The 20,907-nt window shown below is 70.7% G+C and carries 17 protein-coding genes; 7 read left to right on the top strand and 10 right to left on the bottom strand.

Annotation, left to right across the window (positions count from 1 at the left end; genetic code table 11):
- Positions 1-110 precede the first annotated feature (110 nt).
- The 3 genes from R4I43_RS21305 to R4I43_RS21295 all read right to left on the bottom strand — a co-directional run bounded on the left by R4I43_RS21305 (position 111) and on the right by R4I43_RS21295 (position 4,094).
- Positions 111-632: a lytic polysaccharide monooxygenase auxiliary activity family 9 protein gene (locus R4I43_RS21305; RefSeq protein WP_324267432.1), complete on the bottom strand. Its 522-nt coding sequence runs from the start codon at positions 630-632 to the stop codon at positions 111-113.
- Between the two features lie 494 nt (positions 633-1,126).
- On the bottom strand, positions 1,127-2,707 hold the full coding sequence (locus tag R4I43_RS21300; protein WP_324267431.1) for a phytoene desaturase family protein: 1,581 nt from the start codon (positions 2,705-2,707) through the stop codon (positions 1,127-1,129).
- 85 nt (positions 2,708-2,792) lie between these two features.
- A complete protein-coding gene (locus tag R4I43_RS21295; protein ID WP_324267430.1) occupies positions 2,793-4,094 on the bottom strand; it encodes an MFS transporter in 1,302 nt (433 codons plus the stop codon).
- A gap of 116 nt (positions 4,095-4,210) precedes the next feature.
- On the opposite strand from R4I43_RS21295, the gene R4I43_RS21290 reads away from it, so the two are divergent.
- Positions 4,211-4,399 carry a hypothetical protein gene (locus R4I43_RS21290; RefSeq protein WP_324267429.1) on the top strand — a complete coding sequence of 63 codons (189 nt, stop codon included), beginning with the start codon at positions 4,211-4,213 and terminating at the stop codon, positions 4,397-4,399.
- 25 nt (positions 4,400-4,424) lie between these two features.
- Here R4I43_RS21290 and R4I43_RS21285 read toward each other — a convergent pair whose 3' ends face one another.
- The 5 genes from R4I43_RS21285 to R4I43_RS21265 form a co-directional block, all read right to left on the bottom strand.
- Entirely contained in the window at positions 4,425-4,835 is a 411-nt protein-coding gene (locus R4I43_RS21285; protein ID WP_324267428.1) for a hypothetical protein, read from the bottom strand.
- Position 4,836: 1 nt separating this feature from the next.
- On the bottom strand, positions 4,837-6,243 hold the full coding sequence (locus R4I43_RS21280) for an Nramp family divalent metal transporter (protein ID WP_324267427.1): 1,407 nt from the start codon (positions 6,241-6,243) through the stop codon (positions 4,837-4,839).
- Positions 6,244-6,453: 210 nt separating this feature from the next.
- Positions 6,454-8,583, bottom strand: coding sequence for an acetate--CoA ligase family protein (locus tag R4I43_RS21275; protein WP_324267426.1), 2,130 nt, complete (start codon positions 8,581-8,583; stop codon positions 6,454-6,456).
- A gap of 1 nt (position 8,584) precedes the next feature.
- On the bottom strand, positions 8,585-9,811 hold the full coding sequence (frc, locus tag R4I43_RS21270) for a formyl-CoA transferase (RefSeq protein ID WP_324267425.1): 1,227 nt from the start codon (positions 9,809-9,811) through the stop codon (positions 8,585-8,587).
- A gap of 205 nt (positions 9,812-10,016) precedes the next feature.
- On the bottom strand, positions 10,017-11,714 hold the full coding sequence (locus R4I43_RS21265) for a thiamine pyrophosphate-binding protein (protein WP_324267424.1): 1,698 nt from the start codon (positions 11,712-11,714) through the stop codon (positions 10,017-10,019).
- Positions 11,715-12,014: 300 nt separating this feature from the next.
- Between R4I43_RS21265 and R4I43_RS21260 the strand changes: the two genes are divergently transcribed.
- Positions 12,015-13,022, top strand: a complete 1,008-nt coding sequence (locus R4I43_RS21260; protein ID WP_324267423.1) for a 2-dehydropantoate 2-reductase — start codon at positions 12,015-12,017, stop codon at positions 13,020-13,022.
- 64 nt (positions 13,023-13,086) lie between these two features.
- Complete coding sequence (locus R4I43_RS21255) at positions 13,087-14,214, top strand: acyl-CoA dehydrogenase family protein (protein WP_324267422.1); 1,128 nt, start codon at positions 13,087-13,089, stop codon at positions 14,212-14,214.
- 242 nt (positions 14,215-14,456) lie between these two features.
- Here R4I43_RS21255 and R4I43_RS21250 read toward each other — a convergent pair whose 3' ends face one another.
- On the bottom strand, positions 14,457-15,143 hold the full coding sequence (locus R4I43_RS21250; RefSeq protein WP_324267421.1) for a GntR family transcriptional regulator: 687 nt from the start codon (positions 15,141-15,143) through the stop codon (positions 14,457-14,459).
- A gap of 260 nt (positions 15,144-15,403) precedes the next feature.
- Between R4I43_RS21250 and R4I43_RS21245 the strand changes: the two genes are divergently transcribed.
- Positions 15,404-16,186, top strand: a complete 783-nt coding sequence (locus R4I43_RS21245; RefSeq protein WP_324267420.1) for a hypothetical protein — start codon at positions 15,404-15,406, stop codon at positions 16,184-16,186.
- 58 nt (positions 16,187-16,244) lie between these two features.
- On the top strand, positions 16,245-17,588 hold the full coding sequence (locus R4I43_RS21240; protein ID WP_324267419.1) for an amidase: 1,344 nt from the start codon (positions 16,245-16,247) through the stop codon (positions 17,586-17,588).
- Here the strand turns inward: R4I43_RS21240 and R4I43_RS21235 are convergent.
- Positions 17,578-18,645, bottom strand: coding sequence for a tartrate dehydrogenase (locus tag R4I43_RS21235; protein WP_324267418.1), 1,068 nt, complete (start codon positions 18,643-18,645; stop codon positions 17,578-17,580). The two genes, R4I43_RS21240 and R4I43_RS21235, sit on opposite strands and share 11 nt — an antisense overlap.
- Positions 18,646-18,771: 126 nt before the next feature.
- On the opposite strand from R4I43_RS21235, the gene R4I43_RS21230 reads away from it, so the two are divergent.
- Both R4I43_RS21230 and R4I43_RS21225 read left to right on the top strand, forming a co-directional pair.
- Positions 18,772-19,764: a PHP domain-containing protein gene (locus R4I43_RS21230; protein WP_324267417.1), complete on the top strand. Its 993-nt coding sequence runs from the start codon at positions 18,772-18,774 to the stop codon at positions 19,762-19,764.
- Between the two features lie 122 nt (positions 19,765-19,886).
- Positions 19,887-20,882 carry an ATP-binding protein gene (locus R4I43_RS21225; RefSeq protein ID WP_324267416.1) on the top strand — a complete coding sequence of 332 codons (996 nt, stop codon included), beginning with the start codon at positions 19,887-19,889 and terminating at the stop codon, positions 20,880-20,882.
- Positions 20,883-20,907: the final 25 nt, after the last annotated feature.

Raw genomic sequence — 20,907 nt, 5'->3', positions numbered from 1 at the left:
CTCGGTCGGTGTCCACTGTGGTCGAGGTGCGAGAAGGCGGGCCCGGCGTGTCGGGGACCGGGCCCGCCTGCGGTGACGCGCGCCGGAGCGGTGCGTCGACTCGGTGCTGCTTACTTGATCGCGCCGACGTTGACGTCGATGCAGGCGTAGAAGGCGTTGGCGGTGTCGGCGACGTTCCACACCGCGAGCACCTTCTGCGGGCCGGAGAAGCCGGACAGGTCGACGTTGTGCGACAGCTGCTGCGGCGGCTGCTGGCCACCCTGGTCGAACGAGCCCACCAGCTTGTCGCCGATGTAGTACTCCCAGGTGGCGGTCTTGTGGGCGGCGGTCAGCTTCCAGTTGAAGGTGGCCTGGGTGCCGACCGGGGTGGCGGTCCAGCCCTTGGAGTCGTCGTCGAGCTCGGCGAAGCTCTCGTTGCCGCCGCTGCAGCTCTTGAGGCCCTTGGGGCCTTCGACGCTCTGCGGTTCCCAGGTGATCGAGCCGCACTGCACGGTGCCCGCGGCGCACTGGGCCTGGCGGCTCGGCGGCGCGTCGACGTAGCCGTGGGCGCTGGCGGTCCCGGCGGGGATCGCGATCAGGAACGGTGCGACGGCGGCACCGACGATGGCTGCGGAGATCTTGCGATTGGGCATTGTCAGCTCCTTCGGGGGAATTCGCGGCAGTGTGAATCGATTCCGAACAGCGGCGCCGATGGTGGGTGCCGACTGTTCGAATTCCTGTCGCGGAAGGGGATTCGCCGAATCAGTTAGTGGTCTGGACCATAATTCGGGCCCCTGGTCGAGTCAAGGACGAATGGGCTCCGGATCCGTGGGGAAACGCTAACAGATGTCGCATGACCTGCGGTGGAAGTGGCTTTTGTCGGTTGATCCGAAAATTCCCAGCCACATTCCCGTTTTTCTTGGGTGAATCCATGAAAGCGATCAACAACGTGATTCCGCCCTCCGAAAACGCGCCGGACAGGCGTCGCTCCCGCGGTAGCGGGCACGGGCTCCGCGTTGATGTGAACGAGCGCGTGACGTTGCCGAGCGGCAGTTCTTGCCCGAAATGCCCGGGCGCGAAGGGGTTCTCGATCACGGACGGTTCGAGAACGGCCCCCGACCCGGGAGGGCATCACCGCGAGGAGACCTCAGCGGCTGCGCTTGAGGACGGCGTTTGCCGCCGCGTAACCCGAACCGCCACCCATGCCCGGGCCCGGGTGGGTGGCGGAGCCGATGTGCCACAGGCCGGGGATCGGGGTGGCGTGGTTGCCGGCGGCGGGCAGTGGCCGCCACAGGTAGTTCTGGTCGAGCTCGGTGCTGCCGCCGTACGGGTCGCCCTGTGCGGTGCTGGGGTTGTGGGCGGTGAGCTCGGGCGGGGTGATGATGTCGACCGCGCACACCAGGTCGTGCACACCGGGCGCGTGGGCGTCGAGCCGGTCGAAGACCCGGCGCGCGTAGCCCTCGGCGAGCTCGCGGGTCCAGCCCTGGCTGGTGTCGAGCTCCCCGGCGGAGTCGCCGGTGGGGTGGAACGGCAGTTCCTGCAGCTGCAGCCACAGCGACGCCGCGCCCTTGGGCACCCGGGTCTCGTCCAGGAGGTACTGCCGCCCCACGACCACGGTGGGGCGGCGCGGCAGCAGGCCCGCTTCGGCCTCGGCGCAGGCGATGCCGGTGCTGGCCGACCCATCGGTGAGGTGCACGATCGGGAACTCCGCCAGCCGCTCGTCGCGCCACGTCAGCGGCGCCGACAGCGCGACGTGGATCTGCATCGCCGCCCGCCCGTAGCGGAACTGCGCGGCCTGGCGCACCAGGTGCGGTGTCACGGCGCTCGGCGGCAGCAGCCGTCCGTAGAGCGCCGAGGGCGCGACGGAGGCCAGCACGCCCGTGCGGGCGCGCAGGACGCGGCCGCCGGCGACCACGCCGATCGCGCGGCCGTTGTCGACCAGGATCCGCTCGACCTCGGTGTCGGTGCGCACCTGAACGCCCAGCGAGTCCATCAGCTTGGAGAACGCGGCCACGAACTTGTCCGCGCCGCCTTCCACCACGGGCAGACCGGCGCCGTGCAGCCCGGCCGCGAGCAGTCCGGTCATCAGGCCGCCAAAGGCGTGGTCGGGACCCAGCCCGGCGTGCAGCAGCCACGGCGTGAAGAGGTGGTCGACCTCGCGGCCGCGGAACTCGCGCCGGGTGAAGGCCCGGCCGCTGGTGGCCAGCTGCCGCAACCAGCCCTCGGCGCCGCGCACCCCGCCGCTGTTGATCAGCTTGGCGCCGTGCCACAGCAGCGACCAGGACCGCAGCTCACCGCCGAGGAAACCGTTGATGGCGGCGATGTTCTCGCCGATCCTGTCCAGCATGGACAGATAAGCCGCGCGGTCGACGTCGTGCTCGAAGGCTTCGACCGTCTTGGCGGGATCCCGGTGCCCCAAGGTCACCCGGCCGTCGTCGGCGACGCTGGCCGCCGCCCAGGAATCGGTGTTGCGGTAGACCAGCCCTTGCTCGTGTAGCTGCTCGCCGAGGGAGGCGTAGGCGGGGCCTGCCAGGAACAGCGGGTGCCACGACGAGTAGGTGTCGTGGATGTAGCCGGGAACGGTGCGCTGCTCGGAGACGATGAACCCGCCCAGCCGGGCGTTGCGCTCGACCAGCAGGACCGAGCGGCCCGCCCGGGCCAGCTCGGCTGCGGCGACCATGCCGTTGATGCCGGATCCGACAACGATGACATCGACCTCGACACTCATCCAGCCGACCCTCCCGAGCGCCCGGACCCGGGCTCATGATCACCACAACAAAGCGGAAGGATCTTCGCATTCGTCGCTAGACCGATCAAGGCCCGCCGGTGGGAAGGGTTTTCGGGAACCCGGGCCTGCGCAGCAGTCCGGACAGCACCGCCGAGCCCAGTGACAGCACGACCGCCAGCGCCAGCGCCACCGGCGCGCCCCAGGCCGCCAGCGCCGCCCAGCCGAGCCCGATCCCGACCACCCCGCTGACCGCCTTCGCGCTGTAGACCAGCCCGTGCACCTCGATGCTGCGGCGCTGCCCGAAGCACTCCCGCGCCAGCGCCGCGAACAACGGGTAGAACGCGCCACCACCGGCCCCGGCCACCGTCGCGCCGGCCAGCAGCCACCCGGGCGAGCCCTGCGTGATGGCGATCAGCAGCAGGACCTGGCCCAGGGCCTGCACGGCCATCACCCAGCGCAGCGCGCGGCGCCGCCCCAGCCGGTGCGAGGCCGGGATCGCCACGGCCCGGCCCGCGCCGTTGGTGGCCACGAACAACGCGAGCGCCGCGGTCGGGGACAGCGGAGCGGCCAGCAGCGCCAGGAACGCCGCGTCGAACAGCGACACCGCCGCCGCGCAGAACAGGCACGCCGCCAGCACCGGCAACGCCGGGGTCCGCAGGGCCTCGGCGGCCGAGAACTCGCGCGCGGCGGGCGGATTCGCCCGCGCCCAGCGGCGGTGGTCGACGTGCGCCGGCCACCAGTGCCGAGGCGGGTCGGCCACCAGCAGCCCGCACCCGGCCACGGCGACGAGCAGGACGGCGGCGAAGGCGCTCAGCTCCGCCTCGACGTGGCCGGGCGCCAGGCCGAGCAGCAGGACGAAAGGCGTGGCGCCGTAGGCGAACGCGCCGGTGACCACACCGACGCGCGCGGCGGAGTTCTCCGGGAACCACTTCTCGGTGGTGGAGGTGCACACCGCGTAGACCAGGCCCGCACCGGTCCCGCCGAGCAGCCAGTACCCGGTGGTCACGCCCTGCCCGAGGCTGAAGGCCCCGGCCGCGCACAGCACGCCGCCGGTGATCAGCATGGCTCGCGGTCCGATCCGGCCGTGCTGGCGCAGCACCGCGGCGGGATAACCGGCGCCTGCTTGCAGGACGGTCCAGCCGGCCAGCGTCCAGCACAGCCCGGCCAGGTCGTGGCCGGCGGCCAACAGGTCGGGGATCGCCGCGCCGAAGGCGTACTGCATGGCTCCGACCAGCAGCATCGGAAGCCAGCAGGCCCACAGCGTGCTCGCGCGCGAGCGGCCGGTGAGCTCGCGCGGCTGCTCGCCGACGCGGTAGCGGCGGCCGTGGTGGTCGCGCACCTCCAGCCGCGGGGTGTGCAGCCCGATCATCGCCGGTTGCTCGCGCATCGACATCACCAGCTTCGTCTGCGGGGTGAGGTGTTGCTGCTCACAAGGACTTCGCCAACCGGACAGATCGGCGGCATACTGTATGCACAGAACGATGATGGGAGGAGGTGAGGACAATGCGGATCATCGGAACCATCCTGCGCCATTTCGAACGCATGCCGCGTGGATACGCGGCGGACGGGCGCATGCTGGGACTGGCCACGTCCGCCGCGATCCGATCGGCTCGTCAGCACGACCGGCGCGGAGGCGCGCGGCCCGAGCCGAAGCACGACGACGAGGGGCGACTCGTCGACGCGCACAGCTGATCGCCGGTGGTGGTGCCCGGTGCGCTCATGTCCCGGCACCACCCCGCACCAGCCGCTCCTGCACCCACACGAACCCGATCGCGAACCCGACGCTGATCAGCGCCTGGTAGGCCAGGAACGAAACCGGCTGCGGCGGCAGCGAGAAGCTCTCGTCCACCACCAGCCTGGTGCCCACCTCCTGCACCAGCCGCGCCAGCGGGAACGCGATCAGCCAGTACAGGGCGATGGGCGCGAACGCCCCGCCGCGGAACACCCCGCGCAGCCGCAGCGCGCTGCAGCCGGCCCCGAACGCCGCCAGCGGCACCGCCAGCATCAGCCCGCCGGTCACCGCCCAGCCCGGCGGCGCCCCGGCGACCAGCATGAACAGCGCCGTGAACAACCCCGCGACGCCGCCGATGACCAAACCCGGCGCGGTGATCCTCGTCGTCTCGGTCATCTCAGCTCACGACCACGCCGAACTTCACCAGGCTATAGAACAGCATCCCGAGGTAGAACACCGCGCCCAGCCCGATGATCAGGTTGGACCACCACCTCGGCCGGATGGGCTTGGGCAGCATCCGGTTGTTCACCAGCAGCAGCACCACGCAGTAGGCGCCCATCGCGAAGGTGGACAGGAACGCGAGGATGTCCAGGATCGCGCTCGGCCCGTCGGCCGGTCCGAACAGCAGGATCAGGATCCCGAAGATGATCACGCCCCACAGGAACGCGGCGTACAGGCGCGAGATCCCGAACCGCTTCGCCCCGGGCACGAAGTTGTAGGTCATGTCGGCCTGGCCCCGGGAGAACGAGTCGAACAGGCCCAGCGTCGCGTTGAGCCCGATCAAGGCGATGAACCCGAGGAACACCGTGCCCAGCACCGGTGACCCCGCCGAGGAGAACGCATCGGACATCGCCGACAGCGCCGCTTCCCGCTCGCCGGTCTCGATCAGCGACTTCACGTCCGGGTTCTCCCGCGACGCGGCCTGGGCCAGCACCGTGAACGAGATCGTCACCAGCATCGTCACGCCCCAGAACAGCAGCAGCGCGTCGAAGGTGACCCAGCGGCGCCAGCCCTTCCACTTGGCCAGCTCGGCCGGGTCGTCGGTGTCGAACATGAACCCGCGCGAAGGCATGGCCTCCTCCTCGCCCGCGTGCCTGAGGCCGCGGATGCGGGGGATGTGCGAACCCATGCCGGCACCCGAATCGCGCAGGTGCAGCGTGTACCACATCTGCTGCATGCCCGACGGGCCCGCGAAGGCGATCGCGCCGACCACGACCGGGAACCACTCCGGCGACATCGCCGCCTCCGGGAAGTACCCGAAGTGGAACATCCCGGCGATCGTGCTGGTCAGGTCCTGCAGGCTGCCCACCAGCGAGGCGATCACCGCGGTGCCGACCACCAGCAGGCCGATCAGGATCGACAGGACGTTCTCCAGCAGGCTGTAGATCACCTTGGCCATCGTGAAGATGACCCCGACCAGCAGCAGACCGACGCATCCCGAGACGTACCAGGGTATTCCGGTGATCTGCTCCAGCGCCGCCGCGCCCGCCGAGAGGTGACCGGGCCAGATGTAGACGGCGATGGCGGTGATGAAGAAGAACCACATGACCGGTTTCGCCACGCGCGCCGCACCGGAGAAGATGCTCTCCCCGGTGGCCATCGCGTAGCGCGCCATCTCCAGCATGACCACGGCCTGCAGCGTGACCCCGATCAGGAACAGCCAGCGGATCTCCGGGCCGAAGATCAGCACCAGCCGGGGCCACATGTAGGACTCGCCCATGCCCACACCGAGCGCCACGAGGAACACGGTGGGGCCGAGCAGGTGGATGGACGGCGGTGCGTCGGGCAACTTGCGGATGGGCATCGGCTCCAGCCCGCCCGCGCGCCAAACCCTGCCGTCCCCTTCTAATACCGGTTCTTGATCGTCTCTCCCGGGCGCCTTCTCAGCGTCCACATCGGACCTCCTTGTCCATTGTTGGACCTTCCGTGGGGAGTGCTCACCGGGCCCCGGGGCGAGAACCGCAGTTCTCGCACTGACGAACACCGCAGTCCTCGCCCCGGGGCCCGGAGCCGATCAGCCGAGGAGTCCTGCGGAGCGGGCCCACTGGTACTTGGCGCCCAGGACCGCGACGGGTTTCTCGGTGGTGTAGGGGAAGGCGACGATGCCGTGGTCGAACAGGTAGTCCGCCGCCTTCTCCACCTCGGTGTCGCCGGCCAGCGACACCACGATCGGCTTGTCGATCCCTTCCGCGCGCGCCTCCTCGGCCACGCGGGAAGCCAGTTCGGCGAACACCATCGGTGGCGTGACTATGGTGTGCCAGTAACCCAGGATCAGCGAGTGGATCCGCGGGTCGCGCAACCCGAGCCGGATGGTGGCCTCGTAGGTGCTCGGCGGCTCGCCACCGGTGATGTCGACCGGGTTGCCCGCCGCGCCGAACGGCGGGATGTAGCGCCGGAACTCCTCGTCGAGGTCCGGCGGGATGTCCATCAGCGTCACCCCGTTGGCCACGCAGGCGTCCGACAGCAGCACCCCGGACCCGCCGGCGCCGGTGATGATCACGACGTTCTCGCCCTGCGGAGTCGGCAGCACCGGGAGGCCGCGCGCGTACTCCAGCATCTCGTTGAGCCCCGGTGCCCGCACCACGCCCGACTGGCGCAGGATGTCGTCGTAGACCTTGTCGTTGCCGGCCAGCGCCCCGGTGTGCGAGCTGGCCGCTCGCGCGCCCATGTCGGTGCGCCCGGCCTTGAGCACCACCACCGGCTTCTTCTTGGTGATGCTCTTGGCGGCGTCGACGAACGCGCGTCCGTCCTTGAGGTCTTCCAGGTGCATGGCCACGACGTTGGTGTTGTCGTCGTGCTCGAAGAACGTCAGCAGGTCATCTTCGTCCACATCGGACTTGTTGCCCAGGCCCACGATGGCCGACACGCCCATCTTCGTGGTCCGCGAGAAGCCCAGGATGGCCATGCCGATGCCGCCGCTCTGCGAGGTCAGCGCCACCCCGCCGCGCACGTCGTAGGGCGTGCAGAACGTCGCGCACAGGTTCTGCGGCGTGTAGTAGTAGCCGTAGATGTTCGGGCCGAGCAGCCGGATCCCGTGCTCGCGGGCGACCGCGACGACCTCCTCCTGCAGCTCGTGGTTGCCGGTCTCGGCGAACCCCGAGGGGATCAGCACCGCCGCCGCCACGCCCTTGGCGCCGCACTCCTCCAGCGCGGAGGCCACGAACTTCGCCGGCACCGTGAACACCGCGACGTCCACCGGCCCCGGCACCTCGGTGATGCTCTTGAACGCCGTGCGGCCCATGATCTCGTCGGCCTTGGGGTTGATCGGGTGGATCTCGCCCGCGTAGCCGCCGTTGATCAGGTTCTTCATCACCGAGTTGCCGATCTTGCCCTCCTCGTTGGAGGCCCCGATCACCGCCACGCTGCTCGGCGTCATCAGCCGCCGCATCGACTCCAGGATCTCCTCCGGCGAGCGCTGCGGCACCGCCACCGGCTCCTCGGTCTGCAGCACGATCCGCACGTCCGCAGCCGTCGCGCCCGAGGCCGTCGCGAACACCGGGTTGAGGTCCAGCTCCGCGATCTCCGGGAAGTCGCTGACCAGCTCCGACACCCGGCGCAGCACGTCGGCGAGCGCCTCGGCGTCCACCGGCTCGGCGCCTCGGGCGCCGCGCAGCACCTCGGCCGCGGCGATGTCGTCGAGCATCGCCCGCGCCTGGTCCGCGCTCAGCGGAGCCAGCCGGAAGGTGACGTCCTTGAGCACCTCCACCAGCACGCCGCCGAGCCCGAAGGCCACCACCTTGCCGAAGGTGGGATCGGTGGTGGCACCGACGATCACCTCCTGGCCGCTGACCATCTGCTGCACCTGCACCCCGGCGATGGCCGGGTTCTCGGTGTGGGCGTGGGCGTTGGACAGGATCCGCTCGTAGCCGGCCCGCACGTCGTCGGCGCCGCTGACGTCGACGAGCACGCACCCGGCGTCGGTCTTGTGCAGGATGTCCGGCGAGACGATCTTCAACGCCACCGGCCCGTCGAACTCGGCGGCCAGCGCCACCGCCTCGTCGGAGCTGGTGGCCAGACCTTCCCCGGCGGTGGGGATGCCGTAGGCGTCGCACAGCTGCTTGGCCTCCGGCGCGGTCAGCGCCGCCCGGCCCTCGGACCGCACCGCGTCGAGCACCTCCCGCACGCGGGCACCGTCGTATGCCACTTCAGATCACTCCGTTCGCCTTGAGGTCGGCCAGTTCGGACTCGTCGATGCCCAGCCGTTCCCGGAAGACCTCGGCGGTGTGCTCGCCGAGCAGGGGAGAGCGCTGGACCTGCACGGGGGAGTCGGAGAGCTTGATCGGGCAGCCGACCGTCTTGAACTCGCCGCGCTCGGGGTGATCGACGCTGACGATCATGTCGTTGTCGGCCAGCGAGGAGTCCTCGATGATCTCCTTGGTCGACAGGATCGGGCCGCACGGCACGTTGTGCTCGTTGAGCGCGGCCAGCACGGTCCACTTGTCGTGCCCGAGCGTCCATTCCTCGATCATGCTGAACATCTTGTCCAGTTTGGACAGACGGGCTTCCGGGGTTGCCCAGTCCGGGTCGTCGACCAGCTCCGGCCTGCCGATGAGGTTGGCGATCGGCGCCCAGCCCTGCGGCTGCACGATGACGTAGATGTAGTCGTTCTCGCCGCCCGGCTTGCAGCGCACCGCCCATCCGGGCTGGCCACCGCCGGAGGCGTTGCCCGACCGCGGGACCTCGTCGCCGAACTCGGCGTTGGGGTACTCGCGCAGCGGACCGTGCGCCAGCCGCTGCTGGTCGCGCAGCTTGACCCGGCACAGGTTGAGCACCGCGTGCTGCATCGCCACCGACACCCGCTGGCCCTCCCCGGTGCGCTCGCGCTGCAGCAGGGCGGCGAGGATGCCGGCCACGGTGTGGATCCCGGTTCCGGAGTCACCGATCTGCGCGCCGGTGGCCAGCGGCGGACCGTCCTCGAAACCGGTGGTCGACATCGACCCGCCCATCGCCTGGGCGACCACCTCGTAGGCCTTGAAGTGGGTGTAGGGGCCGTCGCCGAATCCCTTGATGGAGGCGTAGACCAGCTTGGGGTTGATCTCGCGCAGCTTCTCCCAGGTGAATCCCATCCGGTCCACGGTGCCGGGGCCGAAGTTCTCCACCAGCACGTCGGACTCGGCCACCAGCTTGGTGAAGATCTCCTTGCCCGCCTCGGACTTCATGTTCAGCGTGATGCTGCGCTTGTTGCAGTTGAGCATCGTGAAGTAGAGGCTGTCGGCGTCGTCGACGTCGCGCAGCTGCTTGCGGGTGATGTCTCCGGTGGGTGCCTCGAGCTTGACCACGTCGGCCCCGAGCCAGGCCAGGATCTGCGTCGCCGACGGCCCGGACTGGACGTGGGTCATGTCCAGGACGCGCACACCTTCCAATGCACTCATGACTGACACCTCTTTGCCTTTGAAGCGGCGAAGCCGCTTGGTCGACTCTCGCAACTGGCACCGCCGCGGGTTCTCAGAGCACTTCTCGGGAGGACAGCCCCGACGCCGTGCATTGGCATGCATAAGTCGGGGATCCCGGACTGAGAAGGGCTCTGAGGTTCCGCTACTGGCACCGCAACGCAGAGGAAGCCCAGTTTCCGGGTTTTCACTTGTACATGGTCTGGTTCATGGTTCCCGGGGCGTAGACCTCGGGGTCGACCCAGACGTTGATCAACGACGGCTTGCCGGACTCGCGGGCGCGCTGCAGCGCGGGGGCGATGTCGGCGGGGTCGTCGACCTCTTCGCCGTAGCCGCCGAGCATCTGCGCGAACTTGCTGTAGGAGATGTCGCCGAGGGTGTTGCCGACCCGGCCGCGGTCCTCGCCGTACTTGGCGATCTGGCCGTAGCGGATCTGGTTCATCGAGGAGTTGTTGCCGACGATGCCGATGAACGGCAGGTCGAAGCGCACCATCGTCTCGAAGTCCCAGCCGGTGAGGCTGAACGCGCCGTCGCCGAACAGGCACACCACTTCCTTGTCGGGGCGGGCCTTCTTGGCGGCCATCGCGAACGGCACGCCGACGCCGAGGGTTCCCAGCGGCCCGGGGTCCATCCAGTGGCCCGGGGACTTGGGCTGGATGACCTGGCCGGAGAAGGTGACGATGTCGCCGCCGTCGCCGATGTAGATCGAGTCCTCGGTGAGGAACTCGTTGATCTCGTGCACCAGCCGGTAGGGGTCGATGGGGGAGGCGTCGGAGTGCTGGCGCGGCAGGCGCTTCTGCAGAGCGGCGTTCTCCACCTCGCGCAGTTCCTGCACCCACGCCTTGCGGCGGCTGGCACCGTTGTCGGTGCGCCCGGATGCGGCCTGCGACAGGGCGGTGAGCACCGCGTCGGCGTCGCCGACGATGCCCAGGTCGATGTCGCGGTTGCGGCCGACGGTGCGGTAGTCCAGGTCGATCTGGACCACGGTCGCCTCGGCGGACAGGCGCTTGCCGTAGCCCATCCGGAAGTCGAAGGGCGTGCCCAGGATGATGATCAGGTCCGAGTTCTGGAAGGCGTAGCGCCGCGCCAGCTGGAAGTGCAGCGGGTCCGCGGGCGGAAGCGTGCCCCGGCCGGCACCGTTGCAGAAAGCGGGCACGTTCAGCTCGCGGACCAGCTTCACCGCCGAGTCCGTGGCTCGGCAGGTCCAGGTCTGGCTCCCCAGCAGGATGCACGGCTTCTCGGCCTTGACCAGCAGGTCCGCCAGCTTCTGCACGGCGTCGGGGTCGCCGGCCGAGCGGGTGCTGGCGCGGTAGCCGCCCGACTGCGGGATGCGGGCCCCGGCCACCGGCACCTTGGCGTCGAGCACGTCGCGCGGGATCTCCAGGAACGACGGGCCGGGGGAGCCGTGGTAGCACTCGCGGAAGGCCATCGAGACCATGTCGGCGGCGCGTTCGGTGTGCGGGACGGTCGCGGCGAACTTGGTGATCGGGTTCATCATGTCCACGTGCGGCAGGTCCTGCAGCGAGCCCATCTTGTGCTGTGACAGCGCACCTTGCCCGCCGATGAGCAGCATGGGGCTCTCGGCGCGGAAGGCGTTGGCGACACCGGTGACCGCGTCGGTGGTGCCCGGGCCCGCGGTCACCACCGCGCACCCGGGTTTGCCGGTGATGCGGGAGTAGCCGTCGGCGGCGTGGGCGGCGACCTGCTCGTGGCGCACGTCGATGACGTCGATGCCCTCGTCGACGCAGCCGTCGTAGATGTCGATGATGTGGCCACCGCAGAGGGTGAAGATCGTGTCCACGCCTTCGGCCTTGAGCGCCTTGGCGACGAGGTGACCGCCGGAGATCTGCTCGGGTTCGCCTGCGTTGTCGGATGCCTGGGCCATCTGCGCTCATCCCCTTTGAAAAGACGCGTCCACGGTCGTCGACATACTGCATACCGTATGAGGTGTGTTTCAGGGATACCGCAGCGAAGGGCGGGTGTCCATAGCCCGAGCCGAGTAGTCGGGACGCAGCACCGGTGTCCAGTGTGGACTGAACGTGCCACGTTCTCCCTGGTGGAAGGGCATTTCGCGGTGGCGAGTGGCGGCGGGGGAGGGCGAAAAGTTTGCCGTTGGATTCACATACTGTATACTGAATGCACCGACACCCACGCTTGGCCCGCATGACCAGAGCGGAGATCAATGGTGAGAGTCGCTGTTGTCGGCGCCGGTGCCATCGGCGCGTACATGGGTGCCTGCCTGCATCGGGCGGGAGCGGACGTGAGCCTGATAGCCCGAGGGGACAACCTGACCGCGCTGCGCGCCCGCGGCGTGCAGGTGATCAGCCTCCGAGGGGACTTCCAGGTCAAGCCGCACGCCACCGACGATCCGGGCGAGATCGGCCCGGTCGATCACGTCATCCTCGGCCTCAAGGCCTACTCCTACGCCACCTGCGGACCACTCGTCCACCCCCTGCTCAAGGAGGACACCTCGATCATCGCCGCGCAGAACGGCATTCCGTGGTGGTACTTCCACGGACTGCGCGGCCCCCACGAGAACCACCGCGTCAGCACCGTCGACCCCGGCGGTGCCGTCACCCGGGTCCTGCCGCCGCACCGCGCCATCGGCTGCGTCGTCTACGCCGCCACCGAACTCGACGCCCCCGGAGTGGTGCGGCACCTGGAAGGAACCCGCTTCTCCATCGGCGAACCCGACGGCAGCGATTCCCAGCGCTGCCGCGAGTTCAGCGACGCCATGATCGCCGGTGGCCTGAAGTGCCCGGTCGAGGACGACATCCGACGCGACATCTGGATCAAGCTGATGGGCAACGTCGCCTTCAACCCGATCAGCGCGCTCACCGGCGCCACCCTCGCCGGGATGTGCCGGCACCCCGACGTCCGGGAGGTCGTGGCCTCCCTGATGCGCGAAACCCTCGAGATCGCGGCCGCCCTGGGCTGCCATCCCGACATCGCCGTCGAACGCCGGCTGGCCGGTGCCGAACGCACCGGCGAGCACAAGACCTCCACCCTGCAAGACCTGGAGAAGGGAAAACCCCTGGAACTGGCGGCGATGCTCACCGCGGTCGTCGAACTCGCCGACCTGGTGGGCGCCGACGCCCCCACGCTGCGCACCGTCAACGCCCTCGGCGACCTGCTCGGCCAACGCGTCACCCCGCGCGAACCCGCCGCGGCCGTGCCGACACCACGGGAGTGAGCATGCTCGACCGCACCAGCCGGGTCCGCCGCCCACCAGCGGCGGGCCCGGCCCGGGGCCGGACATGACGGCCCGCAACCACCGGGACGCCCTCGACCGCGTCCTGCGCACCACCATCGAGCCGCACGCCCGGCAGGTCGACGACCGAGGGCGCTTCCCGCGCCAGAACGTCGACGCCCTCGCCCGCGCGGGACTGCTGGGCCTGACGCTGCCGACGCGCCACGGCGGCGCTGGTCACGACCTCGGCGAAGCCGTGGAGGTGATCAAACGCCTCGCCCGCGTCTGCGCCTCCACCGCAGCGGTGCTGGCCTCCCACTACGCCGCCACCGCGGTCCTGGCCCGGCACGCGGAACCCGACCTGCTGCGCGCCATCGCCACCGGGCACCACCTCAGCACCCTGGCCCTGGCCGAGACCGGCAACCCCGGGCTGGTGCCCGGTGGGCGGGCCGAACGCGGCGGGGGAGTGATCGCCCTGACGGCGCGCAAGAACTGGGTCGCCGCCGCCGGTGAAGCCGACAGCTACGTCTGGTCGAGCCCGCCCGCCGGTGCGGGCGGCGGCCTGTCGCTGTGGCTGGTCCCGGCCCACGCGCCCGGGCTGTGCGTGCCCGCGACCGCCGAGGCGGTGGGGCTGCGCGGCAGCGCCACCGCCACGATCACCGCAGATCCCGTGCGCGTGCCCGAATCCGCAGTGATCGGCGCCGACGGCGCAACAGCGCAGGCCCTCATCGAGGTGATCACCCCGTGGGTCTGCGCGCTGCAGGCCGCGCTGGCGCTGGGCCTGATGCAGTCGGTGCTGGCGCGCAGCGTCGAGTGCGTCACCGGCCCGCAACCGTCCTGGTCGCGCTGGCAGGACCCGCCCACCCGGCAACCGGAGGTCCGGGCCGACCTGGCGCGCATGCGGATGAAGGTCGACACCGGCGACCTGGTGCTCACCGACGCCGTCCAGGCCCACCGGTACGCCGACGGCCTGCAACGGCTGCTGGAAGCGCGGGCCCTCAGCGCCGAGAACGCCATCCAGGTGGCGGAACTGGGCATCAAGGTGTGCGGCCAGCACGCCTTCCGCGAGGACTACGGTGTGGAACGCAGGTTCCGCGACGCCCACACCGCGGCCCACGGCCAGCTGACGGCCGAGCAGTGCCTCGACCAGCTCGGCAGGACCACCTGCGGCAGACCGCTCCTGCAAGTCCCCTGAAAACGGGAGAAGGACGGCCGCTCCCCACAAGCGACCGCCCTCTTGGTCCCCCTCCTGAACGGTGACGCCGGCGCCGGTGCGATGAATCCCCCATCACCCATCGAACCGGCGCCCGGCCACCTGAGCGACCGTCGAAACGAATCAGCCGGACGCCCCGTGCCCCAGGCAGGCACCACGAATGGTGCACGACCGAGCTTTCTCCGGACTTTCACAACGGGAAAAGCCGAGCGTGTGGAGTTGATCTAGTCCTCGGTGCTCTGGTCGAGGTAGCTCTGCCGGGTGTGCTCGGTGTGCTCGCGCATGAGGCGGGCCGCGGTGTCGGCGTCCTTCTTGGAGATGGCGTCGATGAGCGCGGAGTGCTCGTCCCAGGCCTGCTTGCCGCGGGTCTTGGCGACGGGCGTGTGGTACCAGCGGACCCGGCGGTTGATCTGCGCGGCCAGTTCGTTGAGGACCTTGTTGCCCGACATCTCGGTGATCGTGGCGTGCAGTTCGGCGTTGGCGGCCACGACGGACTCGATGTCGTCGGCCTTGAGCGCGGCCAGGCCCGACTTGTAGATCCGCTTGAGCTCGGCGACGCCGTCCTTGGTGGAGTTCAGCGCGGCCAACCGCGCCGATTCGGCTTCCAGGAGGGTCCGCACGCCCAGCAGCTGGTCGGCCTCCTCGGGAGTGGGGCTGTGGACGAAGGCGCCGTAGCCGGGCCGCAGGTCGACCCACTCGTCCTTCTTGAGCCACTGGAGGGCTTCGCGGACCGGCTGGCGGGACACGCCCAGGGCCTCGGCCAGCTCCTTCTCGACCAGGTGCTGGCCCGGTTTGAGCTCGCCGGTGATGATCAGTTCGAGGATGGCCTCGTAGACCGTCTCGCGCAGCGGGACCGGGCGCGCTACTTGGCGAGCGGCGATGCCCTCGGTCAGTTTCGAGGTCAGCGACATGCGGTCAGCTCCGGTTGCTCGTGCCGATGATGGCCGCGGGCTCAGCCCGTGGCTTTAGCATACAGTATGCCAGCCGATTTGCCCGATGTGGCGCCCGGCGCAACCGATTCGTCCAGTGTGGACCAGGGTTTGGGCCGAACGGATGGATAACCAGTGTGGTCCTGGACACCACCGCCCCGCCGGGCTACAACCACCGGTGCCAGGCCCGAGAGCCGAGGCCTGCGGGGACCGACGAGAGCTCCCCAAAGCCGGAGGCGCCCATGAGCGTGCCCGCGTTACTCCCGTCCGCAGCCGTGGTCGTGCTGCTCGCAGCGGTGACCGCCGACCTGCTCGCCTGCGCCCGCGGACGCGCCCCCACCCGGCACGACCTGCTCGTACCCGGCGCTGGAATCGGCGCCGCACCGCTGGTCGCAGCCGGCCTCAGCCTCGACGCACCGCGGTGGGCCGGGGAGTTCCTAGCGGCCTGGGGCTCGGCCTTCGCGGTCACCGTCGACCTGGTCGTCCTGCTGGTGGTGCTCGCGCACCGCGCACCCGGCGCGCGACGACTCGTCTCGCTGGCCGTGGCGGCCTCGGTGCTGGCCCGGATCGTGCTCGTGGCCACCGGCGTCCCCGGCCTGGCGTGGGTTTCGGCGCTGTTCGGTCTGGTGGTGCTGGCCGGAGCGTGGTGGCTGTTCCGGCACGGCGAACCCGGACTTCCCGCAGCCGCGGCGGTCGCACCGGCCGCGATCCCGGTCGCCGTCGCGCTCGGCGCGTTCGCGGTCTCGGCCACCGGCGGCGGGTCCGCGACGGTGCTGTGCGCGAACCTGCTCGCGCTGCTCGGCGCGGTCCGGCTGGTGCGGCTGACCGCCCGGCTGTGCGCGCGGATCCCGGACGTGTCCGTGGGATTCTCGGCGGTGCTGGTGTTCATCGGCGCCAAGGCGCTGCTGACCGGGCTCGCCGGGCACGGACCCACCCAGGACGCCTCGGTGACGGTCCTGTCGCTGGCGATGACGCTGCTGGTGGTGGCGCTGAGCGCGATCACCGCGGCGCGGGCGGGCCGTTGACGATCACCGTGCGCGAGCGGAAGATGAGCTCTTCGCTGACAGTCGGGCGGGAGGCGCGTTGAGCACCGCGACGCAGCACGCGACAGGTTTCTTCCACGGCCGCACCATCGACGATCTCCGCGCGCAGCTGCGCGCGGAGAAGATGCGCGCGGTCGACCTCGCCGAGGCCGCGCTGACCGCGATCAGCGCGCTCGACGGCGAGCTCAACGCCTTCGTCACCGCCGACCGCGACGGGGCGCTGCGCGCCGCCGAGCGGGCCGACGCCGAAATCGCCGACGGCCGCGACCGGGGGCCGCTGCACGGGATCCCGGTGGCGGTGAAGGACATCATCGACGTCGCCGGGCTGCGCACCACGATGGGCTCGGCCCACTTCGCCGAGCACGTGTCCACAGAGGACGCCGAATGCGTCCGGCGGTTGCGCGCCGCCGGAGCGGTGATCGTCGGCAAGACCACCACCCACGAGTTCGCCTTCGGCCCGACCGGGGACCGCGCCTACAACGGCGCCTCCCGCAACCCGCACGAGACCCGGCGGATGACCGGGGGGTCCAGCGGCGGCAGCGGGGCCGCCGTGGCGGCCGGGATCGTGCCGCTGGCGTTGGGCACCGACACCGGCGGCTCGGTGCGCATCCCCGCCTCGCTGTGCGGGGTCACCGGGTTCAAACCCGCCTACGGCGCGGTGCCCGCCGACGGCGTGTTCCCGCTATCGCAGACCCTCGACCACGTCGGCGTGCTCGCCGCGAGCACCGATGACTGCCGGCTCGGCTACCGCGCGCTGGCGGGCTTGCGGCCGATGCCCAGCCGCGAGCACGGCTCGGAGGTGAGCATCGGCTGGATCCCGCCGGACCTGCTGCACCCCACCGACCCGGAGGTCACCGGCATCGCCCGCGCCGCCTTGGAGACCGACGGGCTCGACGTGCGCGAGGTGCGGCCCGGCGGGCTCGACGCGATGCTGCGGGCCTTCGGCGCCATCCAGTTCAGCGAAGCCCACGCCGTGCACGCCGAACGCGTCGCCGAGGCACCGCAGCTGTTCACCGACGACGTGCTGGCGATCCTGCGCCGAGCCGGCGAAACCGCGGGCTGGCAGTACGTGCGGGCCCTGACCGAACGGGACCAGTGGCGCGCGGTGGTCGCCGAGCTGCTCGACGAGGTCGAGCTGCTGGCCATGCCCACCACCTGCGTGACCGCACCCGAGATCGACCAGCGCGAGGTCGACGTGCGGGGCACGCCGACCCCGGTGCGCGGTCCGCTGATCGGGCTCACCCGCCCCTGGAACCTCGCCGGAGCCCCGGCCATCTCGGTGCCCGCCGGAACCGTGGGCGGGCTCCCGGTCGGCCTGCAGCTGGTCGGCCGACCGGGCCAGGAGGACCGGCTGTTCGCCGTGGCCGCCCGCGTCAGCCGTTGATCGCCTCGGCGATCGCCTTGCCGAGGTCCTCGGTCCGAGCGGTGCCACCCATGTCCGGCGTGCGCGGGGTGCTGTCGTCGGCGAGGACCTTCTCGATCGCGGCCACCACGTCGGCTCCCGCCTCGGTCAGGCCCAGGTGGTCGAGCATCATGCCCGCCGACCAGATCTGACCGATCGGGTTGGCGATGCCCTTGCCGGCGATGTCCGGCGCCGAGCCGTGCACCGGCTCGAACGTCGACGGGTAGACGCCCTCCGGGTTGATGTTGCCAGACGGCGCCACCCCGATCGTGCCAGTCACGCCCGGACCCAGGTCGGAGAGGATGTCGCCGAAGAGGTTGCTGGCCACCACCACGTCGAAGCGTTCGGGGCTCATCACGAACCGCGCGCACAGGATATCGATGTGGTCCTGGTCGACCTCGACATCGGGGTACTGCTCGGACATCTCGGCGAACCGCTCGTCCCAGAACGGCATCGAGTAGTAGATCCCGTTGGACTTGGTCGCCGAGGTCACGTGCGGTTTGCCCAGCTTGCGGGCCAGTTCGAACGCGTAGCGCATGATGCGGTCGGTGCCGAAGCGGGAGAACGACGCCGTCTGCAGCACCGATTCGCGGTCGGTCCCCTCGTTCTGGCGCCCGCCCAGCTTGGAGTACTCGCCCTCGGTGTTCTCCCGCACCACCCAGAAGTCGATGTCACCGGGGCGCTTGTCGCGCACCGGCGGCGTCACCCCGGGCAGCAGCCGCACCGGGCGCAGGTTGACGTACTGGTCGAACACCCGGCGGATCGGGATCAGCAGGCCCCACAGCGAGATGTGGTCGGGCACGCCCGGGTAGCCCACCGCGCCCAGCAGGATCGAGTGGTGGTCGCGCAGCCGGTCGAGGCCGTCCTCGGGCATCATCCGCCCGGTCTTGCGGTAGGTCTCGCAGCTCCAGTCGAAGTGCCGGTAGTCGAACCGCACCCCGTACTTCGCGCCGATCACGTCGAGCACCCGCAGCGCTTCGGGCATGACCTCGTTGCCGATGCCGTCACCGGGCAACACCGCGAGTTCGTACTGCTGCACTTGGCACACCTCGTCGCACGATCGAGAGAACAGTTGCGATGCTCATCCAACCCCCGCAGACGCCGCAAGGGAACGGTCTGCGCTGTCAAGGTGGCGAACGTCCACGTGTCCGGCTACCAAGGACAGGTGAGCGATGACGGTGCGATCTCGGCGCTGCGCGAGATCGCCTTCTGGCTGGAGCGGCAGTACGCACCCACCTACCGGGTGCGGGCCTTCCGGCGCGCCGCCGCCGTCATCACCGACCTCGACGACCTCGACCAGCGGGTCGAGTACGGCACGCTCACCGACCTGGAGGGCATCGGCCGCACCACCGCCTCGGTGATCACCCAGGCCCGGCGCGGTGGCACGCCCGACTACCTCGCGAAACTGCGCGACGCCGCCGAGGTGCCCGAGCACGGCGGGGCGCTGCGGAGCGCGCTGCGCGGCGACTGCCACACCCACTCCGACTGGTCCGACGGAGGCAGCCCGATCGCCGAGATGGCCACCACCGCCCACCGGCTCGGCCACGAGTGGATGGCGCTGACCGACCACTCACCCCGGCTGACCGTCGCGCGCGGGCTGTCGGCCGAGCGGCTGCGCGAGCAGCTCGACGTGGTCGCGCAGCTCAACCGGGAGCTCGAACCGTTCCGGATCCTGACCGGCATCGAGGTCGACATCCTCGGCGACGGCGCGCTCGACCAGGACGAGGAGCTGCTGGCCGAGCTCGACGTGGTGGTCGCCAGCGTGCACTCCGACCTGCGGATGAGCTCCGGGCCGATGACCCGCCGCATGGTCGCCGCGGTGCGCAACCCGCACGTCGACGTGCTCGGGCACTGCACCGGGCGGCTCATCGGCGACCGCAAGCGCCCGCAGTCCACCTTCGACGCGCGGGAGGTGTTCACCGCCTGCCGCGACAACGACGTGGCCGTGGAGATCAACTCCCGGCCGGACCGGCTCGACCCGCCCCGCGAACTGCTGCGCCTGGCCCGCGACCTCGGCTGCACCTTCAGCATCGACTCCGACGCCCACGCGCCCGGCCAGCTGGACTGGCTCGCCCACGGCTGCGCCCGCGCCGAGGAGTGCGGCATCCCCGCCGAGCGCGTCATCAACACCCGCCGAGCTGCGGATATCACCCGGTAGAAGCCCACTTGCGGGGGCCGATCGCGGGCTGTCACGGTACCTGTGAGCCCCGGTGCGACGAAGCGAAGCGTGGTTCCGGGCTCGGCTTTCGAGGCACCGCCCACGTCGAGAGCGAGGCGCTCATGCCTGCCACCGAACCCGCCACCCCCGCCCGGCCCGGACACGGCGGGCCGCAGAACCTCGAACGCTTCCGCGCCGACGTCGCGCGCATCATCGAAAGCTACCCGCACCAACCGGTGTTCCCGCTGTACGTGGAACTGCGCGACCTGCGGGACCGGGCGCTGAAGGTGCTGGAACGCCGGGTTCCCGCCGAGCACGCCCGCGACTGGTTCCGCACCGCCGGGCGGGCGTGCGCGGTGATGGCCAACGCCGCCTTCGACCTCGGGCACCCGGTGGCGGCCGAAGCCCAGGCGCGCACCGCGTTCCAGTGCGCCGAGCAGGCCGATGATCACGCGCTGCTCTGCTGGATCCGCGGCACCCAGAGCCTGGTGGCCTACTGGGACGACCGGTGCCGCGACGCCGTCGAACTCGCCCAGGACGGCCTGCGCCACCCGCCCGAAGCGGGCACCGCCGCGGTCCGGCTGGCCGCGCTGGAAGCCCGCGCGCACGCGCGGCTCGGCGACGCCCACGCCGCCGAACGCGCCCTGACCCGCGCCGAGCAGGCGCGCGAGGAGGTCACCGACGCCGACGTCCCGGCCGGGCTGCTGGAGTTCCCGGTCGCCAAGCAGTACTGCTACGCCTCCTCGACCGCGCTGTGGCTGGGCGGGCAGGTGGGATTGGCTCACGCCGAGCGCGACGCCATCACCGCCATCGCCGGGTACGCGCAGGAGCCCGAACCGCTCCGCCGCATCGGCGAGCTGTGCCTGGCGCGGCTGGACCTGGCGGAGGTGCGGCTGCGCGGCCGCGACATCGAGGGCGCGGCTGAGCAGGTCGACCTCGTGCTGGCCGCGGCCAGCACCCGCCGCACCGAGGCCGTGCTGCGGCGGCTGCGGCGGCTCGGCAAGGCGCTGGAGCGCACCCCGCTGCAGGCTGCCCCGGCAGCGGTGCGGCTGCGGGACGAGATCAGGTCGTTCCGGGCCGCCAGGGGAGTGTCACCACTGATCGGGCAGCCTCTTTGAACCTTCAACTCCTGTTAGGCTCTGA

The organism is Saccharopolyspora mangrovi (assembly GCF_035320975.1).
In the GTDB taxonomy this organism is placed as follows: domain Bacteria; phylum Actinomycetota; class Actinomycetes; order Mycobacteriales; family Pseudonocardiaceae; genus Saccharopolyspora; species Saccharopolyspora mangrovi.
This window is presented reverse-complemented; position numbering and strand designations above follow the sequence as displayed.